At 43.7% G+C, this 15,407-nt stretch carries 14 protein-coding genes and 1 pseudogene; 5 read left to right on the plus strand and 10 right to left on the minus strand.

All coding sequences use genetic code 11. The annotated features are described in order from the left end of the window. Positions 1–25: 25 nt before the first annotated feature. Positions 26–925 carry an alpha/beta fold hydrolase gene (locus V7K97_RS22690; protein ID WP_334803245.1) on the minus strand — a complete coding sequence of 300 codons (900 nt, stop codon included), beginning with the start codon at positions 923–925 and terminating at the stop codon, positions 26–28. 446 nt (positions 926–1,371) lie between these two features. Between V7K97_RS22690 and V7K97_RS22695 the strand changes: the two genes are divergently transcribed. From V7K97_RS22695 to V7K97_RS22710, 4 genes are all read left to right on the plus strand, one after another. Then, a complete protein-coding gene (locus tag V7K97_RS22695; RefSeq protein WP_334803246.1) occupies positions 1,372–1,926 on the plus strand; it encodes a thioredoxin family protein in 555 nt (184 codons plus the stop codon). 71 nt (positions 1,927–1,997) lie between these two features. After that, the gene (gene pyrH / locus V7K97_RS22700; RefSeq protein WP_334803247.1) at positions 1,998–2,726 is read left to right on the plus strand and encodes a UMP kinase; all 729 of its coding nucleotides are present in this window, start codon (positions 1,998–2,000) and stop codon (positions 2,724–2,726) included. Further along, positions 2,713–3,261, plus strand: coding sequence for a ribosome recycling factor (gene frr / locus V7K97_RS22705; protein ID WP_334803249.1), 549 nt, complete (start codon positions 2,713–2,715; stop codon positions 3,259–3,261). Before pyrH ends, frr begins: the two co-directional genes overlap by 14 nt. Positions 3,262–4,047: 786 nt before the next feature. Beyond that, on the plus strand, positions 4,048–4,473 hold the full coding sequence (locus V7K97_RS22710; protein WP_334803250.1) for a hypothetical protein: 426 nt from the start codon (positions 4,048–4,050) through the stop codon (positions 4,471–4,473). A 206-nt stretch (positions 4,474–4,679) separates the two neighbouring features. Here V7K97_RS22710 and V7K97_RS22715 read toward each other — a convergent pair whose 3' ends face one another. The 7 genes and pseudogenes from V7K97_RS22715 to V7K97_RS22745 all read right to left on the minus strand — a co-directional run. Next, on the minus strand, positions 4,680–6,881 hold the full coding sequence (locus V7K97_RS22715; protein ID WP_334803251.1) for a beta strand repeat-containing protein: 2,202 nt from the start codon (positions 6,879–6,881) through the stop codon (positions 4,680–4,682). 462 nt (positions 6,882–7,343) lie between these two features. Next, positions 7,344–7,688, minus strand: coding sequence for a hypothetical protein (locus V7K97_RS22720; RefSeq protein ID WP_334803252.1), 345 nt, complete (start codon positions 7,686–7,688; stop codon positions 7,344–7,346). 106 nt (positions 7,689–7,794) lie between these two features. Continuing rightward, positions 7,795–7,938, minus strand: a complete 144-nt coding sequence (locus tag V7K97_RS22725; RefSeq protein WP_334803253.1) for a hypothetical protein — start codon at positions 7,936–7,938, stop codon at positions 7,795–7,797. 200 nt (positions 7,939–8,138) lie between these two features. Then, positions 8,139–9,764 carry a beta strand repeat-containing protein gene (locus V7K97_RS22730; protein ID WP_334803254.1) on the minus strand — a complete coding sequence of 542 codons (1,626 nt, stop codon included), beginning with the start codon at positions 9,762–9,764 and terminating at the stop codon, positions 8,139–8,141. A 290-nt stretch (positions 9,765–10,054) separates the two neighbouring features. Further along, entirely contained in the window at positions 10,055–10,378 is a 324-nt protein-coding gene (locus V7K97_RS22735) for a hypothetical protein (protein ID WP_334803255.1), read from the minus strand. After that, entirely contained in the window at positions 10,375–12,270 is a 1,896-nt protein-coding gene (locus V7K97_RS22740; protein ID WP_334803256.1) for a beta strand repeat-containing protein, read from the minus strand. The genes V7K97_RS22735 and V7K97_RS22740 overlap by 4 nt, the downstream gene beginning before the upstream one ends. A 1,308-nt stretch (positions 12,271–13,578) precedes the next feature. Beyond that, a pseudogene (locus V7K97_RS22745) lies at positions 13,579–13,755 on the minus strand (Uma2 family endonuclease); the annotation flags it as partial. Between the two features lie 174 nt (positions 13,756–13,929). Between V7K97_RS22745 and V7K97_RS22750 the strand changes: the two are divergent. After that, positions 13,930–14,070, plus strand: coding sequence for a hypothetical protein (locus V7K97_RS22750; protein WP_334803257.1), 141 nt, complete (start codon positions 13,930–13,932; stop codon positions 14,068–14,070). A 210-nt stretch (positions 14,071–14,280) separates the two neighbouring features. Here V7K97_RS22750 and V7K97_RS22755 read toward each other — a convergent pair whose 3' ends face one another. After that, positions 14,281–14,574: a hypothetical protein gene (locus tag V7K97_RS22755; protein ID WP_334803258.1), complete on the minus strand. Its 294-nt coding sequence runs from the start codon at positions 14,572–14,574 to the stop codon at positions 14,281–14,283. A 129-nt stretch (positions 14,575–14,703) separates the two neighbouring features. Continuing rightward, positions 14,704–15,261: a Uma2 family endonuclease gene (locus V7K97_RS22760; RefSeq protein ID WP_334803259.1), complete on the minus strand. Its 558-nt coding sequence runs from the start codon at positions 15,259–15,261 to the stop codon at positions 14,704–14,706. Positions 15,262–15,407 lie beyond the last annotated feature (146 nt).

Genomic DNA, 15,407 nt, shown 5'->3' on the forward strand with positions numbered 1-15,407 from the left:
TTACGTGAAAATTCTGCCAAGTCTATTACCGCGATCGCTCCAAAATCCAATCAAGTAAAATGGGATTGACTAACTCTGGTGCTTCATCTTGCGGACAATGCCCCACTCCCTCTAAAGGAATAAACTTTTCTACTTGGGGAAAGTTAGCTAATTCTCTCCCTAATTTAATTGGTTCCCACGGATCAGCCGTTCCCCACAAGATAATCGCCGGACACTGTAAGAGTGGCAAAAGGTCTTCTGGTAATGGTCCTGTAGAATAAGAAGTAAAGGCAAGAAACACAGCCCCAGCCCCCGGATCGCTTGCTGGTGAAGTGAGAATATCTACCAACTCATCTGTCACCATCTCAGCATTGGAGTATGCTTGCAGCAGAATTTTCCGCACTGTTTTGGGTTTAGCTAGTTGATTGAAAAAGAACTCGCCAACTGGTTTGATAGATAACAGGCGTTGCATTATAGGCGCTCCGTAACGACGAGACAAAGGTAAAGTTACCCGTTTGCGATCGTGCAACAGTCGTAAAGAACAGTTGAGCAAAGCAACTCCCAAGGCAATATCTGGATTGCTTACTGCTGCTTGCATGGCTACAATACAGCCAATGGAATTTCCGACTAAAAAAGCTGGCTCACCAACAACTTCGCGGCAAAAATCTGCTACTTGCTGTCCCCAGGTTTCTAGTGTATAGGTAATTTTTTCACCAGGTTGAGGTTTTGCAGAAGCGCCAAAACCAATCAAGTCAATAGCATAAACACGGCAATTGTCTGCTAATACGGGGATATTTTTCCGCCAATGCCCCCAAGAAGCGCCAAATCCATGCACCAAGACAACGGCTGGCCCAGTAGTTCCTTGGGTTTGATAGCAGATCGGGAAATCTTGCCAAATCCAGGTTTTTGTTGAGGGAAGTGCTGTTTCTGAACTTGAGGTTGTCATGGGAAATTTGATGATAACAAGGGTAAAAGCCTTTCAGCAGCAAGGCGCAAGTAAAATTGTTTTGAATTTGAATAAAATTTATCAGATTTTCAAAATAAATCTTTTGCTATAGTGATAGCTTATACATATACCGTGAAAGCATCAAGCTAATAGTTTTATCAAGTATAGAGAGTTTTCATCTGGTTGATAGATGTAACTTACTCACAACTTAGATTATGTCAGGATTGGCATCATAACTTCTCTAATGTGAGTAATATTTCCGCTATTTTTTAGATGTGAGTGAATTAGCATCATTGCTAGATTCAGTAGTTTCACAATTTACGATCGCAAATTTGGTCTATAAGATTGTCGAATATGAGGCATCGGCTAAGGGGTGGTTTGCAACTGGAAACTGACGCTGAATTTAACAACATTTTTCTTGTTCCTAGTTCTGCGAGCCAGAAATCATGAATCTACTAGAAACAATTGATACTCCCGTTGGGAGCTACGCACCAGATTTTGAACTGCCAGGAATTGATGGTCAAGTACACCATCTCAGGCGTTATCTTGAGAGGTTCCGAGCAGTCGGCGTTATTTCTATGTGTAATGACTGTCCTTATGTCGAGTGGTATATAGGCAGGCTAAAAAACATTCAAGCCGAATTTGCGCCACAAGGCTTCACATTAATTGGCCTGAATGGTAGTAATGTTGATCGCGCTACTAGGCCAAGCTTTGAAAATATGAAAGCTTTCGCCCTGCGTCACCAGTTGAACTTCCCTTACCTGTGGGACTCGACCCAAGATGTGACCGGTAGTTTTGGGGCGACAAAAACACCAACAGCTTTTTTAATAGATACTAATGGTATCGTCCGCTACAAAGGCAAAATTGATAATCATCCTCAAGACCCATCATTGGTGGGAGAGGATTATTTGAGAACTGCGATCGCTTCTCTGTTTCTAGGTAAAGAAATAGATATACCACAAACAGAAGCAATAGGTACTACATTGATTTGGCGTAACTAGACATAGATAGTCCCTGTAACTGTTATCTTAAATTGGAGGCAATTGCAACTTTTTTGATAAAGCGGAACTTCATGGGAACGAATTACCGACGGGTTTTACTCAAACTGAGCGGTGAAGCCTTAATGGGCAACATGGGCTATGGCATTGACCCAGAGGTGGTCAAAGGAATAGCAGAAGAGGTAGCAGAGGTAATAGCCACTGGCGTTCAAATGGCCATCGTCGTTGGCGGCGGCAATATTTTTCGTGGTGTCAAAGCGGCGTCAGCTGGAATGGACAGAGCAACTGCTGACTACATAGGGATGATTGCCACGGTAATGAACGCCATGACGCTGCAAGATTCGCTAGAACATATAGGTGTACAGACGCGGGTGCAAACTGCGATCGCTATGCAAGAATTAGCAGAACCATATATCCGTCGTCGTGCCATCCGTCATCTTGAAAAAGGGCGGGTGGTAATTTTTGGTGCTGGTTCTGGAAATCCCTTCTTTACAACAGATACGACTGCGGCATTAAGAGCCGCAGAAATTGATGCCGAGGTGATTTTTAAAGCCACCAAGGTAGATGGAGTATATGATGCCGATCCTCATATTTATCCTGACGCCAAGCGTTACAATAGCCTTACTTACGCACACGTTTTAGCCAAAGATTTGCGGGTGATGGATAGTACTGCGATCGCTTTGTGTAAAGAAAATAATATCCCAATTTTGGTATTTGACCTAACGGTGCGAGGTAACATCCACCGAGCAGTCATGGGAGAATCCATCGGTACCCTTGTGGGAGGTTGTTGTGAAATTAGCTGAAGCTGAGAGTACGATGCAAAAAACCGTTGAGTCAACTCAACGATCTTTTAACTCGATTCGCACTGGTCGCGCCAATGCGAGCCTATTAGATAAGGTATTGGTGGATTATTACGGTTCGCCCACTTCCTTGAAATCACTGGCAAATATTAGCACACCGGATGCTACGACGATCCTAATTCAACCCTACGATCGCAGCAGTTTAAATATAGTCGAAAAAGCGATTTCCCTCTCAGATGTCGGTTTAACCCCTAGTAATGACGGTTCTGTGATTCGGCTGAATATTCCGCCCTTGACAAGCGATCGCCGTAAAGAACTCGTCAAAATAGCATCTAAGTATGCTGAAGAGGGTCGTGTTGCTATTCGCAACATCCGCCGCGATGCCATAGATGCCATTCGCAAACAGGAAAAAAACGCTGAAATTCCTGAAGATGAAGCACGAGATCAGCAAGATAAATTGCAAAAACTGACAAACAAGTACACTACCCGAATCGACGAATTACTGGCAGAAAAAGAAAAGGACATTACGACTGTTTAAAGTCTAAAGTCTGAAGCATAAAGGCTGAAGGATGATGGATAAATTCTTCAGCCTTTATCATTTCTTAGGTATTTAACAAAAATAAATCAAGTATCTCAGTGAAGAAGGCAGTCTTGCTGGAGGTTGCAATCAGTGTAGGCTTATCTTGTCTTCTTAGGCTGCGCCAACGAGACGCACTCGTGTTCAGACCTACACTGATAGCGTAGCGGTAGCGAGTCCTAGAGCGTCTTGCAGGACACCTGTGGCAGAGATTTGGGAATGGGTCTTAAACCCAAGAATAGTCTGGTCGCAGCTGTTACAGATAGCGCCGGCGGCAAGCGAGTCCGCGAGCGTCGGGCAGTTTTCCTCTTCTTGACTGCCCTCTGCCTCCTGCCTTCATTGATAAAAAATAAACTAATTCAGGAGCAAAAATTATGGGTAAGATTATGTGTGGATAACTACGGTATGGTGACGTTGCTGGTAGTGACCTGAAGTGTTTAACGAATTTTGGGGGTTTAAGTCCCCAGCAAGAGAGGCAGCGCGAATTGAAAGCCTAAGCTAAATCCCCGTCACAAAACGTAATTGCATTAGCGTAGCGGTAGTGAGTCCGCGAGCGTCATTGCGAATTGGTTTAATTCCTGGTTTTGGGGCTTAATTAACCAGACAAGCAGGGGTAATTCATGTAGACGTTCGCGCAGCGTCTCTAAGAGTTGCGGCTTCCCGCAAGGTATCGCCCCTACTCAAGCAACTTGTTAAAGGTAAGTAAACTTCCGCCGACCTGTACTAGGCATTTCTTAATATGGCAATATGGCAATTTACTTGACAAAACGGCTATCTGTGTTCGCTAATATTCTTGCTCTTGTCCTCTTCATGCCGGGAATTGCCTTAGCTATACCCGTTCAAATCAATACTACTCCTGGTGTTATTTTCGCCCAAACTACTAAAACTGCAAGCTACTTCACTTCGTCGGAGATTAACCTGACTCCCCTACAACGCCAAGAATTCCAGGCTGTGCGTCAGAGAAGAAACAGGGAAATTGAGGCAGTGTTAAACTCAGCCCAGCGTGCCCAACTTACTCACAATCTCCGGGCTGGGAATAATATCAAGGAAGCCCTAGAAAAACTGAATTTGCAACCAGAACAGCAAGAGTTGGTAAAGGCGATCGTGCAATTTACTAACTTGAAAATGAAGGCTATTTCATCTAGACATTCGCTGAAAATAGGACAGAAATAAAATGCGATCGCTTCTTAGATATCTTTGAGAGACTTCCAAGTGAAGAAGTTAGGAGGCAAATTATTTTGTATAAATTGCTACTAGAAAAATTCTGAGAGGAAAACTCCATGAGGCGATCGCCCAACAGCAAAGATATGAGCTTCGGCGCAATCAGGGTAAGAAAATAGTCTGTTTATTTGAGCGCCCGCCCTACTAGCAACACCTGGTTAACTATAAGAAAAAGTACTGCCGCTGAGATTGCAAATCCAGTTATCATGGTGTTTGCTGATGAATTTCCCTACTAGATCATCAGACTTGATAACCTTAGTTGAATCCTCTTGGGGTGTGTCAAAGTTACAAGCGATCGTGCTGTAGTCTACTGTGGCCGTGGCATAGCTAGAGTTAGAGTTGTAAATGCCACCACCATCGCCCGACTCTTCTCTACCAGAACTGAGTTCGATGCCGAAAGCTTTGTTGTGCGTGATAGTGCTGTTGCCCACCGTTAGGTTGCCATCATTGTAAATACCACCGCCAAAGTGTGACTGATTGTTACTAATGGTGCTATAAGTCACGGTAACTATGCCTACTAGATTCTGCGTATCAACTAACACACCTCTGTTAGTATAAACAAGTAAGCCAAAGTCTACGTCCTTATCATTGTAGATGCCACCGCCGGCTATCCCTGCCCTATTGCCACTAATGGTGCTATGACTCACGGTAACAATGCCTAAATTATCCCCATTAGTGTTGTTGCCCGCATCAAAACTAGAGTTGTAGATGCCGCCGCCTTCGTCGCTGGCATAGTTATGACTAATGGTGCTCTTACTCACCGATAGGTTCCCATAATTGTAGATACCGCCTCCAGTTGATGCATTATTGTCACTGATAGTGCCATTACTCACAGTAACGCTACCATATCCTTCTAAACCTGGAAATGAGTCTAGGGAGGGGGAATAGATGCCATCGTTATAGATGCCAGCACCTTGAAGTGCTGTGTTGCCACTAATACTGCTATAACTCAGGGCTATAGTACCAAAATTATAGATCCCGCCGCCATCTGCCCCTGACTTATTGCCACTGATGAGGCTATTATTCACATTTATAGTCTCGGCGAATGTATTGCCAGCAGTATCCCCAATAGAGTTTAGCCTACCATAAAATCCAAAAAATTGCTGTCCAACAAATCCCTGAACGAAGAGATTATAGATCCCGCCACCGTCTGTCCCTGCCGTATTGCCACTGATGAGGCTGTTATTCAGAGTTGCAATCTCAGACGACCCGCCAGCACAGATCCCGCCGCCGTATCCCACTGCCTTATTGCCAGTGATGGCGCTGTTACTCACGCTTAGGCTCACAAGATTCTCTTGGCTAGTGTTTTCACCAGTAAAGATGCCACCGCCCACGCCCGCAAAGTTGCCAGTAATGGTGCTATTACTCACCCTTATAGTGCTACTCCCGCGCACATACTCTAGATACTGAGAGCTGATACCACCGCCACCTCCGTTGCTTACCAAGTTGTCACTAATGCTGCTCTTACTCACTGATAGGGTGCTATTATCGATGCTAATACCGCCGCCATCTGTCACTGACTTATTGCCACTGATGATGCTATTACTCACGGTTATAATGCCATAATAACTATAAATACCACCGCCCTCGTCTGCTGTGTTGCCATTAATGGTGCTGTAGTTCAGTGTGGCGATGTCAATGTTATAAATGCCACCACCGATAGGGATGTTAGAATTAGAGTTGTCGTTGTCACTAATGGTACTGTGGTTCACTGTGAGGCTGCCACTGTTGTCAATGCCGCCGCCCTGGACCGCGGAGTTCTCAGTGATGTTGCTGTAGTTCACTGTGAGGCTCCCAGTGTTATAAATGCCACCACCAATACCACCACCCTCATACTCGATAATCTTTCCGTCGGCATCTGTTACAATACTATTTGCTATGTTGCCCGTAATGATACTGTTGTTTAGTGTGAGGCTGCCAGTGTTGTAAATACCACCACCTCCCCCGATGAGTTGTACGTAGAGGGTGACGTTGTTATTTGCTGTGTTGCCAGTGATGATACTATTGCTCAAGGTAAGGATACCTTCATTGGAGATGGCACCGCCTCCTGCTTTACCTTTGTAACTATTAGTAATAGTCAGCCCGTTGATTGCAGATGTTACACCTTTGCCAATGTCAAAAACACGGTCAGCGCTATTATCCTTAATAGTTAGTAAGCTCGGATTTGTGCCTTCAATGGTCAAGTTGTCTGTGATACTCAGACCACTACCATTCAAACTGATGGTATGAGCCAGCCCATCAGTAAAGAGTCCACTAAAATTGATGATGTCTTTTCCTGTCAGGGCATTGGCATCTAGAACTGCCTGCCTTAGTGAACCTGCACCACTGTTGTTAGTATTAGTGACGGTAAATGTAGACATTCAGATGACTCCTATTTTTTGACCTGGTATAAAATTTGATATCAAGAATCATGCTGATATTACTACGAATCTGCAAGCATTTTTTGTACTGCTCACCCGTAACTAAGAGGTTAAAGTCAAAAACTGCGATCGCCCTACGAATGTGCAGTTAAGTCGGCGCGATGAAACCAAACTAAACCTCATCTAAGTTGAGAACCGTAGTTTTCGCCCTCACCCTAAATCCCTCTCCCATGTCTGGGAGAGGGACTTTGAAATTCTGGCTCCCTTTCTCCCAGATATGGGAGAAGGGGTTGGGGGATAAGGGCAAATCTTTTTGATCAGGGAAAAACTACAGGTTTCAAGATAGATATGGTTTATGTACCATATTTCATAGAGAGCGCCAACTCTTGGAAACGCTCTGCGCGTTCGGCATCGCCGATTTCCTCTGTTGCAAAACCAAGGGTTTAACCCTAAAAAGCCTGGTTAATTATAAGAAAAAGTACTGCCGCTGAGGTTGCCAATCCGATTATGATGGTGTTTGCTGATGAATTTACCTACCAGATCATCAGACTTGACAACCTTAGTTGAATCCTCTTGGGGTGTGTCAAAGTTACAAGCGATCGTGCTGTAGTCTACCGTGGCCGTGGCATAGCTAGAGCTAGAGTTGTAAATACCGCCACCCTTGCCAGACTCTTCTCTACCAGAACTGAGTTCGATGCCGAAAGCTTTATTGTGCGTGATAGTGCTGTTGCCCACCGTTAGGGTGCCATCATTGTAGATGCCAGAGCCAAAGTGTGCCTGATTGTTAGTTATACTGCTATTGCTCACGGTAACGATGCCTAAGCCATTGTATGTAACATTAAAGTCAAAAACTGCGATCGCCCTACAAACGTGCAGTTAAGTAGGCGCGATGAAACCAAACTATGTACAATACTTAACAGAGAGCGTAACTTGCCGCCAACTCTTGGAAACGCTCTGCGCCTTCGGCATCGCTCTCTAAGCCCGTTGAGTCTAACCCCTTCAAGCTGCGTAGCACTGCCGCAGATTTCCAAACCAAGGGTTTAACGCTAAAAAGCACAGGGCGAAAAGAGCAGCAACCTAACGCAACGCTTCATCATCTTCAAAGAAAAAAGTGATTTGTGTCAATTAGTACTAGAAAAATTCTGAGAGGAAAACTCAATGAGGCGATCGCCCAACAGCAAAGATATGAGCTTCGGCGCAATCAGGGTAAGAAAATGGTCTGTTTATTTCGGTGCCCGCTCTACTAGCAACACCTGGTTAACTATAAGAAAAAGTACTGCCGCTGAGGTTGCCAATCCAGTTATCATGTCCTTTGCTGATGAATTTACCTACTAGATCATCAACCTTGATATACTTACTTGAATCCTCTTGGGGTGTGTCAAAGTTACAAGCGATCGTGCTGTAGTCTACCGTGGCAGTGCCATGACTAGAGTTATAAATGCCGCCACCATCGCCAGACTCGTAACTACCAGAACTGAGTTCGATTCCGAAAGCTTTATTGTGCCTGATAATGCTGTTGCCCACTGTTAGGATGCCAGTGTTGTAAATGCCACCGCCAAAGTGTGCCTGATTGCCACTAATGGTGCTATTGCTCAGAGTAACGAAGCCTAATTGATCGTATGTAACAGTGCCAGAATAGTCGCCGCGGTCGTCGGCATTATTGTAGATGCCACCACCGGCAGTAAGTGCCGTATTGCCACTAATGCTGCTATAACTCACGGTAATGATGCCTGATTGATTGCCCATTCTGGAGTAGACGAAAAAAGAGTTGTAGATGCCGCCGCCGTATTCGCTGGCATGGTTATTACTGATGGCGCTGTTACTCAACGATAAGTCGCCATAATTCAAGATACCGCCTCCAATGATTGCCTGATTGTCACTGAGAGTGCTGTAACCCACAGTCATAGTGGCTTCATTGTAAATGCCGCCGCCGAAATTTGCAGTGATTTTACTGTTACTAACAGTCATAGTACCATCATTGTCGATGCCGCCGCCGAAAGATGAACTGTTGTTACTAATGGTACAGTTACTAACAGTCATAGTACCACCATTGCCGATGCCGCCGCCGAAAGATGAACTGTTGTTACTAATGGTACTGTAACTCACAGTCACAGTACCACCAAAATTGCAAATGCCGCCGCCGTCAAGCCCGTTGCCCCCATTGCCAGTGATGGTGCTGTAGTTGACTCTGAGGATGCCATCACTACTGCCATTGAAAATGCCGCCGCCATACCCAGTACCATTGTTGTCACTAATGGTACTGTTACTTACATTCACAGTACCAGTGTTGTAAATGCCGCCACCGCTGCTGCCTAAAGATGCAACGTTGTCACTAATAGTACTGTTACTTACATTCACAGTACCAGTGTTATAAATGCCACCGCCGCCAGATGGACAAAAGTTCGCCAAGATGTTACTGTAGTTAACCCTGAGGCTACCAGTGTTGTAAATACCGCCGCCCTCGGTCAACAAATCTTCTGGTGAGTCTGTTATGTTCTCGTATACTGTGTTGCCAGTGATGATGCTATTACTCAGCGTAAGAACGCCTTCATTGGAGATACCACCGCCTCCAGTTAAGCCATTATAGCTATTGTTAATAGTCAACCCGTTGATTGCTGCCGTTACACCTTTACCAATATCAAAAACACGGTCAGCACTATCATCCTTAATAGTTAGTAAGCTTGGATTTGTGCCTTCAATGGTCAAGTTGTCTGTGATACTCAGACCACTACCATTCAAACTGATGGTATGAGCCAGCCCATCAGTAAAGAGTCCACTAAAATTGATGATGTCTTTTCCTGTCAGGGCATTGGCATCTAGAACTGCCTGCCTTAGTGAACCTGCACCACTGTTGTTAGTATTAGTGACGGTAAATGTAGACATTCAGATGACTCCTATTTTTTGACCTTGTATAAAAATTGATATCAAGAATCATGCTGATATTACTACGAATCTGCAAGCATTTTTTCTAATGCTCACCTGTAGTCAGAGGTCAAATTCAAAAACCGCGATCGCCCTACAAACGTGCAGTTAAGTAGGCGCGATGAAACCAAACTATGTACAATACTTAACAGAGAGCGTAACTTGCCGCCAACTCTTGGAAACGCTCTGCGCCTTCGGCATCGCCGATTTCCTCTGTTGAAAAACCAAGGATTTAACGCTTAAAAGCCTGGTTAACTATAAGAAAAAGTACTGCCGCTGAGGTTGCAAATCCGATTATGATGGTATTTAGTGATGAATTTCCCTACTAGATCATCAGACTTAATAACCTTAGTTGAATCCTCTTGGGGCGTGTCAAAGTTACAAGCGATCGTGCTGTAGTCCACTGTCAGTAGATCGAAAACTTTTGTAAGTTGACGAAAGAATAAGGGTTTCAGCCCACGTTTTGGGGCTGATGATCGCGATCGCTTGTACTGCACTCTGAACCCACCAACAACGCCCGTTCCTTGAAAAGCAGACTCTAACAGGATTGCGGCAAATTGTGTTTTTAAACTCAAATGAACGGCTGGAAAGGATTCTGGAAAACTTTTGGATCTACTGACTGTAGCGGTGTCAAAACTAGAGTTGTAAATGCCGCCACCAACGCCTGACTCTTCTCTACCACAACTGAGTTCGATTCCGAAAGCATCGTGCTGTAGTCCACTGTGGCAGTGCCAGAGCTAGAGTTGTAAATGCCGCCACCGTCCCCAGGCTCATAAACACCAGAACTGAGCTCGATCCCAAAAGCTTTATTCTGCTTGATAATGCTGTTGCCCACTTTTAGGGTGGCAGTATTGTAGATACCACCGCCAAAGTGTGCTTGATTGCCACTAATGGTACTATAACTCACCGTAACTATACCTAATGTCTCGTTGTAGATACCGCCGCCGTAGTCGCTGGCATAGTTATTCATGATGGTGCTTTTACTCACCGATAGGGTGCCCTGATTGTAGATACCTCCTCCAGTGGTTGCATTATTGTCACTGATAGTGCTATCGTTTATTGATACAGTACTATATGATATAACATCTGGGCTATGGTAGCCGGGGGTGATAAAGCCCGTATTATATATACCGGCTCCTTCCATTGCCGTATTGCTACTGATCGTGCTGTTATTTATGGTTATAGTGCCCTGATTGTAGATACCACCGCCTAAGTAGCCGTGGTTCTTACTGATGAGGCTGTTATTCACTGTTATAGTGCCGCCGATGGTAGTACCGCCGATGCTAGTACCGCCAACATATATACCGGCACCGTAGCCGTCTGTCCCTACCGAATTACCACTGATGATGCTGCTAGTTATGGTTATAGTACCATCGCCCTCGTCAAGACTATTACCCTTATAGATACCGCCGCCATCATAGATACCGCCGCCATATTCCGCAGTATTGCTACTGATGGTGCTGTTAGTCACTGATAGGGTGACAGAACTGTAGATGCCGCCGCCATCGCTGGCACTGTTGCCACTGATGAGGCTGTTATTCACGGTTATGGTGCCTTGGTAAATACCATAGATACCGCCGCCATCTTCCGCAGTGTTGCCACTGATGGTGCTATCACTCACTGATAGAGTGCCAGAACTGAAGATGCCGCCGCCGCCGTAATAGCTCGATCTGAAGCTGGCGCTATTGCCACTGATGGTGCTGTTATTCACGGTTATAGTGCCATAATCGTAACCATAAATACCCCCGCCGCCGTATTCCGCAGTGTTCCCACTAATAGTGCTCTTACTCACCGTCAGGATGCCTACATTGTTGCTGTTGTCGTCGTTAAAGACATAGTTGTAGATGCCGCCGCCATCTGTGTATGCAGTGTTGGCACTGATGGTGCTATCATTCACCGATACAATGCCAGAACTGAAGATGCCGCCGCCCTCGCTGGCATTGTTGTCACTGATGAGGCTGTTATTTACGGTTATAGTACCTTCGCTGTAGATACCGCCGCCGTTGTTTGCCGCCGAGTTGCCAGTGATGGTGCTGTTGTTCACCGATAGAGTGCCCTGATTGAAGATGCCACCACCGTCGTATGCAGCAGTGTTGCCAATGATGGTGCTGTTACTCAAGGTAAAGATTCCTTCATTGGAGATAGCACCACCTCCTCCGGCGTTTTTGTAGCTATTGGTAATAGTCAGCCCGTTGATTGCAGCTGTTACACCTTTGCCAATATCAAAAACACGAGAAGCACTATCATCACTAATAGTTACTAAGCTCGGATTTATGCCTTCAATGGTAAGGCTATCTGTGATACTCAGACTACTACCAGTCAAACTGATGGTATGAGCGAGTCCATCAGTAAAGAGTCCACCAAAATTGATAATGTCTTTTCCTGTGAGGGCATTGGTATCTAGAACTGCCTGCCGCAGTGAACCTGCACCACTGTTGTTAGTATTAGTAACGGTAAATATAGACATGGGAATTACTCCAATTTTTTACGGTGTATAAATATTGCGCTCAAGCTCGTCTTGATACCTGATTTTTCACGGTATTTGGAAAATCTCTCTCCTTTTAGCCTACGGTGTACACACAAGTTCTAAAAACCTCACTTGATAAGGTTTTCCTCGTTCCCAGGCGGAACCTGTGAATGCATTCATTGAGTCTCTGGCTCAATGCCTGACTGGAGACAGCAGACACCACTCAGGCATTCTCATACTCTGTATGAGAATGAGAGAACAATGGTAAATCGAGCTTTTTTACACTTGTGTGTACACCGTAGCCTTTTAGGACAGAGACTTTGAATTTTCCCCCTTCCCGTATCAGGAAGGGCACGGTTATTTCATCCGAAAAAATAAAAAGATGGAATTCTTTATTTCTCGTGTAAAACCATAGATTCTCACCCCTCTGCAAACCTCTCTCCGAGAGTTCGGGAGGCTTTGAAAGCTAGTTGCAGTTTTTCTCTGTTTGTATGAAGCTACCCTGCTTCCCGATAGGGAAAGAGGGTTAGGTTTTTCCTGGGCTTTTCCAGATGACTTGAAAAGTCAGGTCTTGATACTACTACGAGTCCTTAGTATTTTTTCTAATGCTCACTAAGTATTCACCGAACAAGGCAAAAGTAAAAAGTAAAAAGGCAAAAGAAAGAAAAAGAAAAATGGTTTGAGAGCAACTAAATTTATTTATGGAATCAAATAAAAACATTTATTTCGAGACGCGTAGCGCGAGAAATAATACGTCATTATTAAATCCCCTAAATTTATTTATGGGGATTATCTTTTTACTTTTTACTTTTTAAGAGTGAGTTTTGTTAAATAGCACGAACTATTATGCTGTTGTAAACAGTGCTGTGCCACGCGAATAAAAAACTACTAATCTGCCCCATTCGTTGAGTTGTGGGACAACCCAACTCCATTTTGGGTTTTCCTACAACTCAATCCAAGCAAATTAATGATTTTCATCGCCAAATCTCTAGGGAATTGCCTTCTCAAATTTTAAGTTAAGTGGGCAAGAATAAATCAAACTATGTTACACAACGTAAATTTAATTAAACAGTAGCATCGTAACTGTCTCCAATGATTACTACAAACCTTTAACCTTACGTATATTTACTTAAAAGGTGACAAAAATGTACTTAAACTCCAAAAATTGTTTAATAGAGATTACATACACAATATAATTTAATTATTTAAAATTTATTGAGAGTTTATTTATACTTCATAATCAGATTGTAAATTCTTTATAAACACGATAAATTAGGCTGCGATCGCCAAGCTTATGGAAATATCTGACTAAACCTGGACTTCAATTTCTGGAAATGCAATCAAGTACAAGGTTGCATCCTCCTGCAAAATAGATTCAAGGTTGTAGCCTTCCCAACCTGATTCGCGGAAAACATAAACCTGATGCTGATTCAGATTCCAAATCCAGTAGTCAGCAATTACTGCTATAGCATAAAGAGGCGCTTTTTGGCAATCATCGGGATAACTTGCCCTTCAATCAGTTCAACCCGTTGGTCTTCTGTAATAAGACCCCTTTTAAACATCTGGTGATGTTCGTTTATATCCCACAACTACACTCTAGTAGTCTGTCAAGTTTAATATTGATGGGTAAGCAAGTTCGTAGTCAGGACTTTAGTCCTTGTGCCCAACTTACTCACAATCTCCGGGCTGGGAATAATAAATATCAAGCAAGCCCTAGAAAAACTAAAATTACAACCAGAACAGCAAGATTTAGTAAAAGGGATCGCGCAATTTACTAACTTGAAAATGAAGGCTATTTAATCTAGGCAATACCTGACCCCCTTTCCTACAAGAGAAGGGGAGTAAGATTCAAAGCCTCTCCGCTTTTTGGAGAGAGATAAAAGTGTATTGCATCCAAACGAGGACTGCTATATATTTATTATCAGCAAACCTTTTTAACGAGACTTAAACATTTTCAAGGGAGAAACAAGCCTCAAACCTATGCATGGGTAAGTGAAATATAGCAAATGCTCAAAATGTTAATACTTCCAGTTCCAAAAGTTGTTTACTAAACTCCTTCTGCTGTTGTAATTCTTGTTCTTTAAGCTGATTGGCATGAGTAAGACTTTGCTCATATTTTGTTAATGCTTCCACATAACGAGGGTCTTCTTTCACTGAAGACGGCAACAAAGCAGAAATACTCGAACGCTCAACCTTGGAGCCGATATAGTCACCAGCAACTTCTCCAAGTTTTTGCCCAAGGTGATAAGCAGCACTTTTCAGCAGGGTAAAGAGGACATCCAATATAACAGGGGGTAGAAACATAGCTATTGATGGCTTCAGCAGAATAAAACAAGTTTCGTTTTATACAATATTCTGTTGTAACCTGTCATTAGTAAAAGCGTCATTGTTAATTCTGCTGTTGACAAAAGTCTAGTGCGGGGTTCATCAAGACTAGGGAAACATTTGACTAATCTGGACTTCAATTTCTGGAAATGCAATCAAGGATAACGTTGCATCCTCCTGCAAAATAAATTCAAGATTGTAGCTTTCCAAACCCGGTTTGCGGAAAACATAAACCTGACGCTGATTCACATCCAAAATCCAGTAGTCAGTAATTCCCGCTTTAGCATAAAGAGGCGCTTTTTGTTTACGATCTGTTTCTAATGTTGTATCGGCTACCTCAATGAGTAAAAAGATTTCATTCGGTGCAGGATGATGATCAATGTACTTTCGCGTATCAATCTGGACAACAGCGATATCTGGTTCAGGTTCCGAATATTGGCTTAACTGAATGGGATCTTGCACTCGAACTAAGGCAACTTCTGCTAGCAGCCGCTTGAGGTAGTCAGACGCACACAGCGTTGTTGCTGCATGGGGGGGATTTTTGGCGCTCATCGGGATAACTTGCCCATCAATCAGTTCTACCCGTTCATTCTCTGTAATAATACTCGTTTCAAACATCCGGTGATATTCGTTTACACTCCACAAGCGCACTCTAGTTTGTGTCATTGTATATTTTCTCCGGTGGCTACGTCTAGGCACATCACTTTTAGGCGATTATCTGCTTCAAAATACTTACCTAAACTTAGCCAAAGCTGAGAATAGAGATTTCTTCCTCCTTCATCCAAGGTAGTCGGCTACTTCTTGTCCAGAGG

This window comes from Nostoc sp. (genome assembly GCF_036917815.1).
Taxonomy (GTDB): Bacteria; Cyanobacteriota; Cyanobacteriia; order Cyanobacteriales; family Nostocaceae; genus Nostoc.

Excerpts from the sequence above, each read along its gene's own strand:
- pyrH (WP_334803247.1), top strand. The coding sequence starts at position 1,998 with ATGGGAACGAATTACCGACGGGTTTTACTCAAACTGAGCGGTGAAGCC.
- V7K97_RS22710 (WP_334803250.1), top strand. The coding sequence starts at position 4,048 with ATGGCAATTTACTTGACAAAACGGCTATCTGTGTTCGCTAATATTCTT.
- V7K97_RS22695 (WP_334803246.1), top strand. The coding sequence starts at position 1,372 with ATGAATCTACTAGAAACAATTGATACTCCCGTTGGGAGCTACGCACCA.
- V7K97_RS22755 (WP_334803258.1), bottom strand. The coding sequence starts at position 14,574 with ATGTTTCTACCCCCTGTTATATTGGATGTCCTCTTTACCCTGCTGAAA.
- V7K97_RS22690 (WP_334803245.1), bottom strand. The coding sequence starts at position 925 with ATGACAACCTCAAGTTCAGAAACAGCACTTCCCTCAACAAAAACCTGG.
- V7K97_RS22760 (WP_334803259.1), bottom strand. The coding sequence starts at position 15,261 with ATGACACAAACTAGAGTGCGCTTGTGGAGTGTAAACGAATATCACCGG.
- V7K97_RS22715 (WP_334803251.1), bottom strand. The coding sequence starts at position 6,881 with ATGTCTACATTTACCGTCACTAATACTAACAACAGTGGTGCAGGTTCA.
- V7K97_RS22740 (WP_334803256.1), bottom strand. The coding sequence starts at position 12,270 with ATGTCTATATTTACCGTTACTAATACTAACAACAGTGGTGCAGGTTCA.
- V7K97_RS22730 (WP_334803254.1), bottom strand. The coding sequence starts at position 9,764 with ATGTCTACATTTACCGTCACTAATACTAACAACAGTGGTGCAGGTTCA.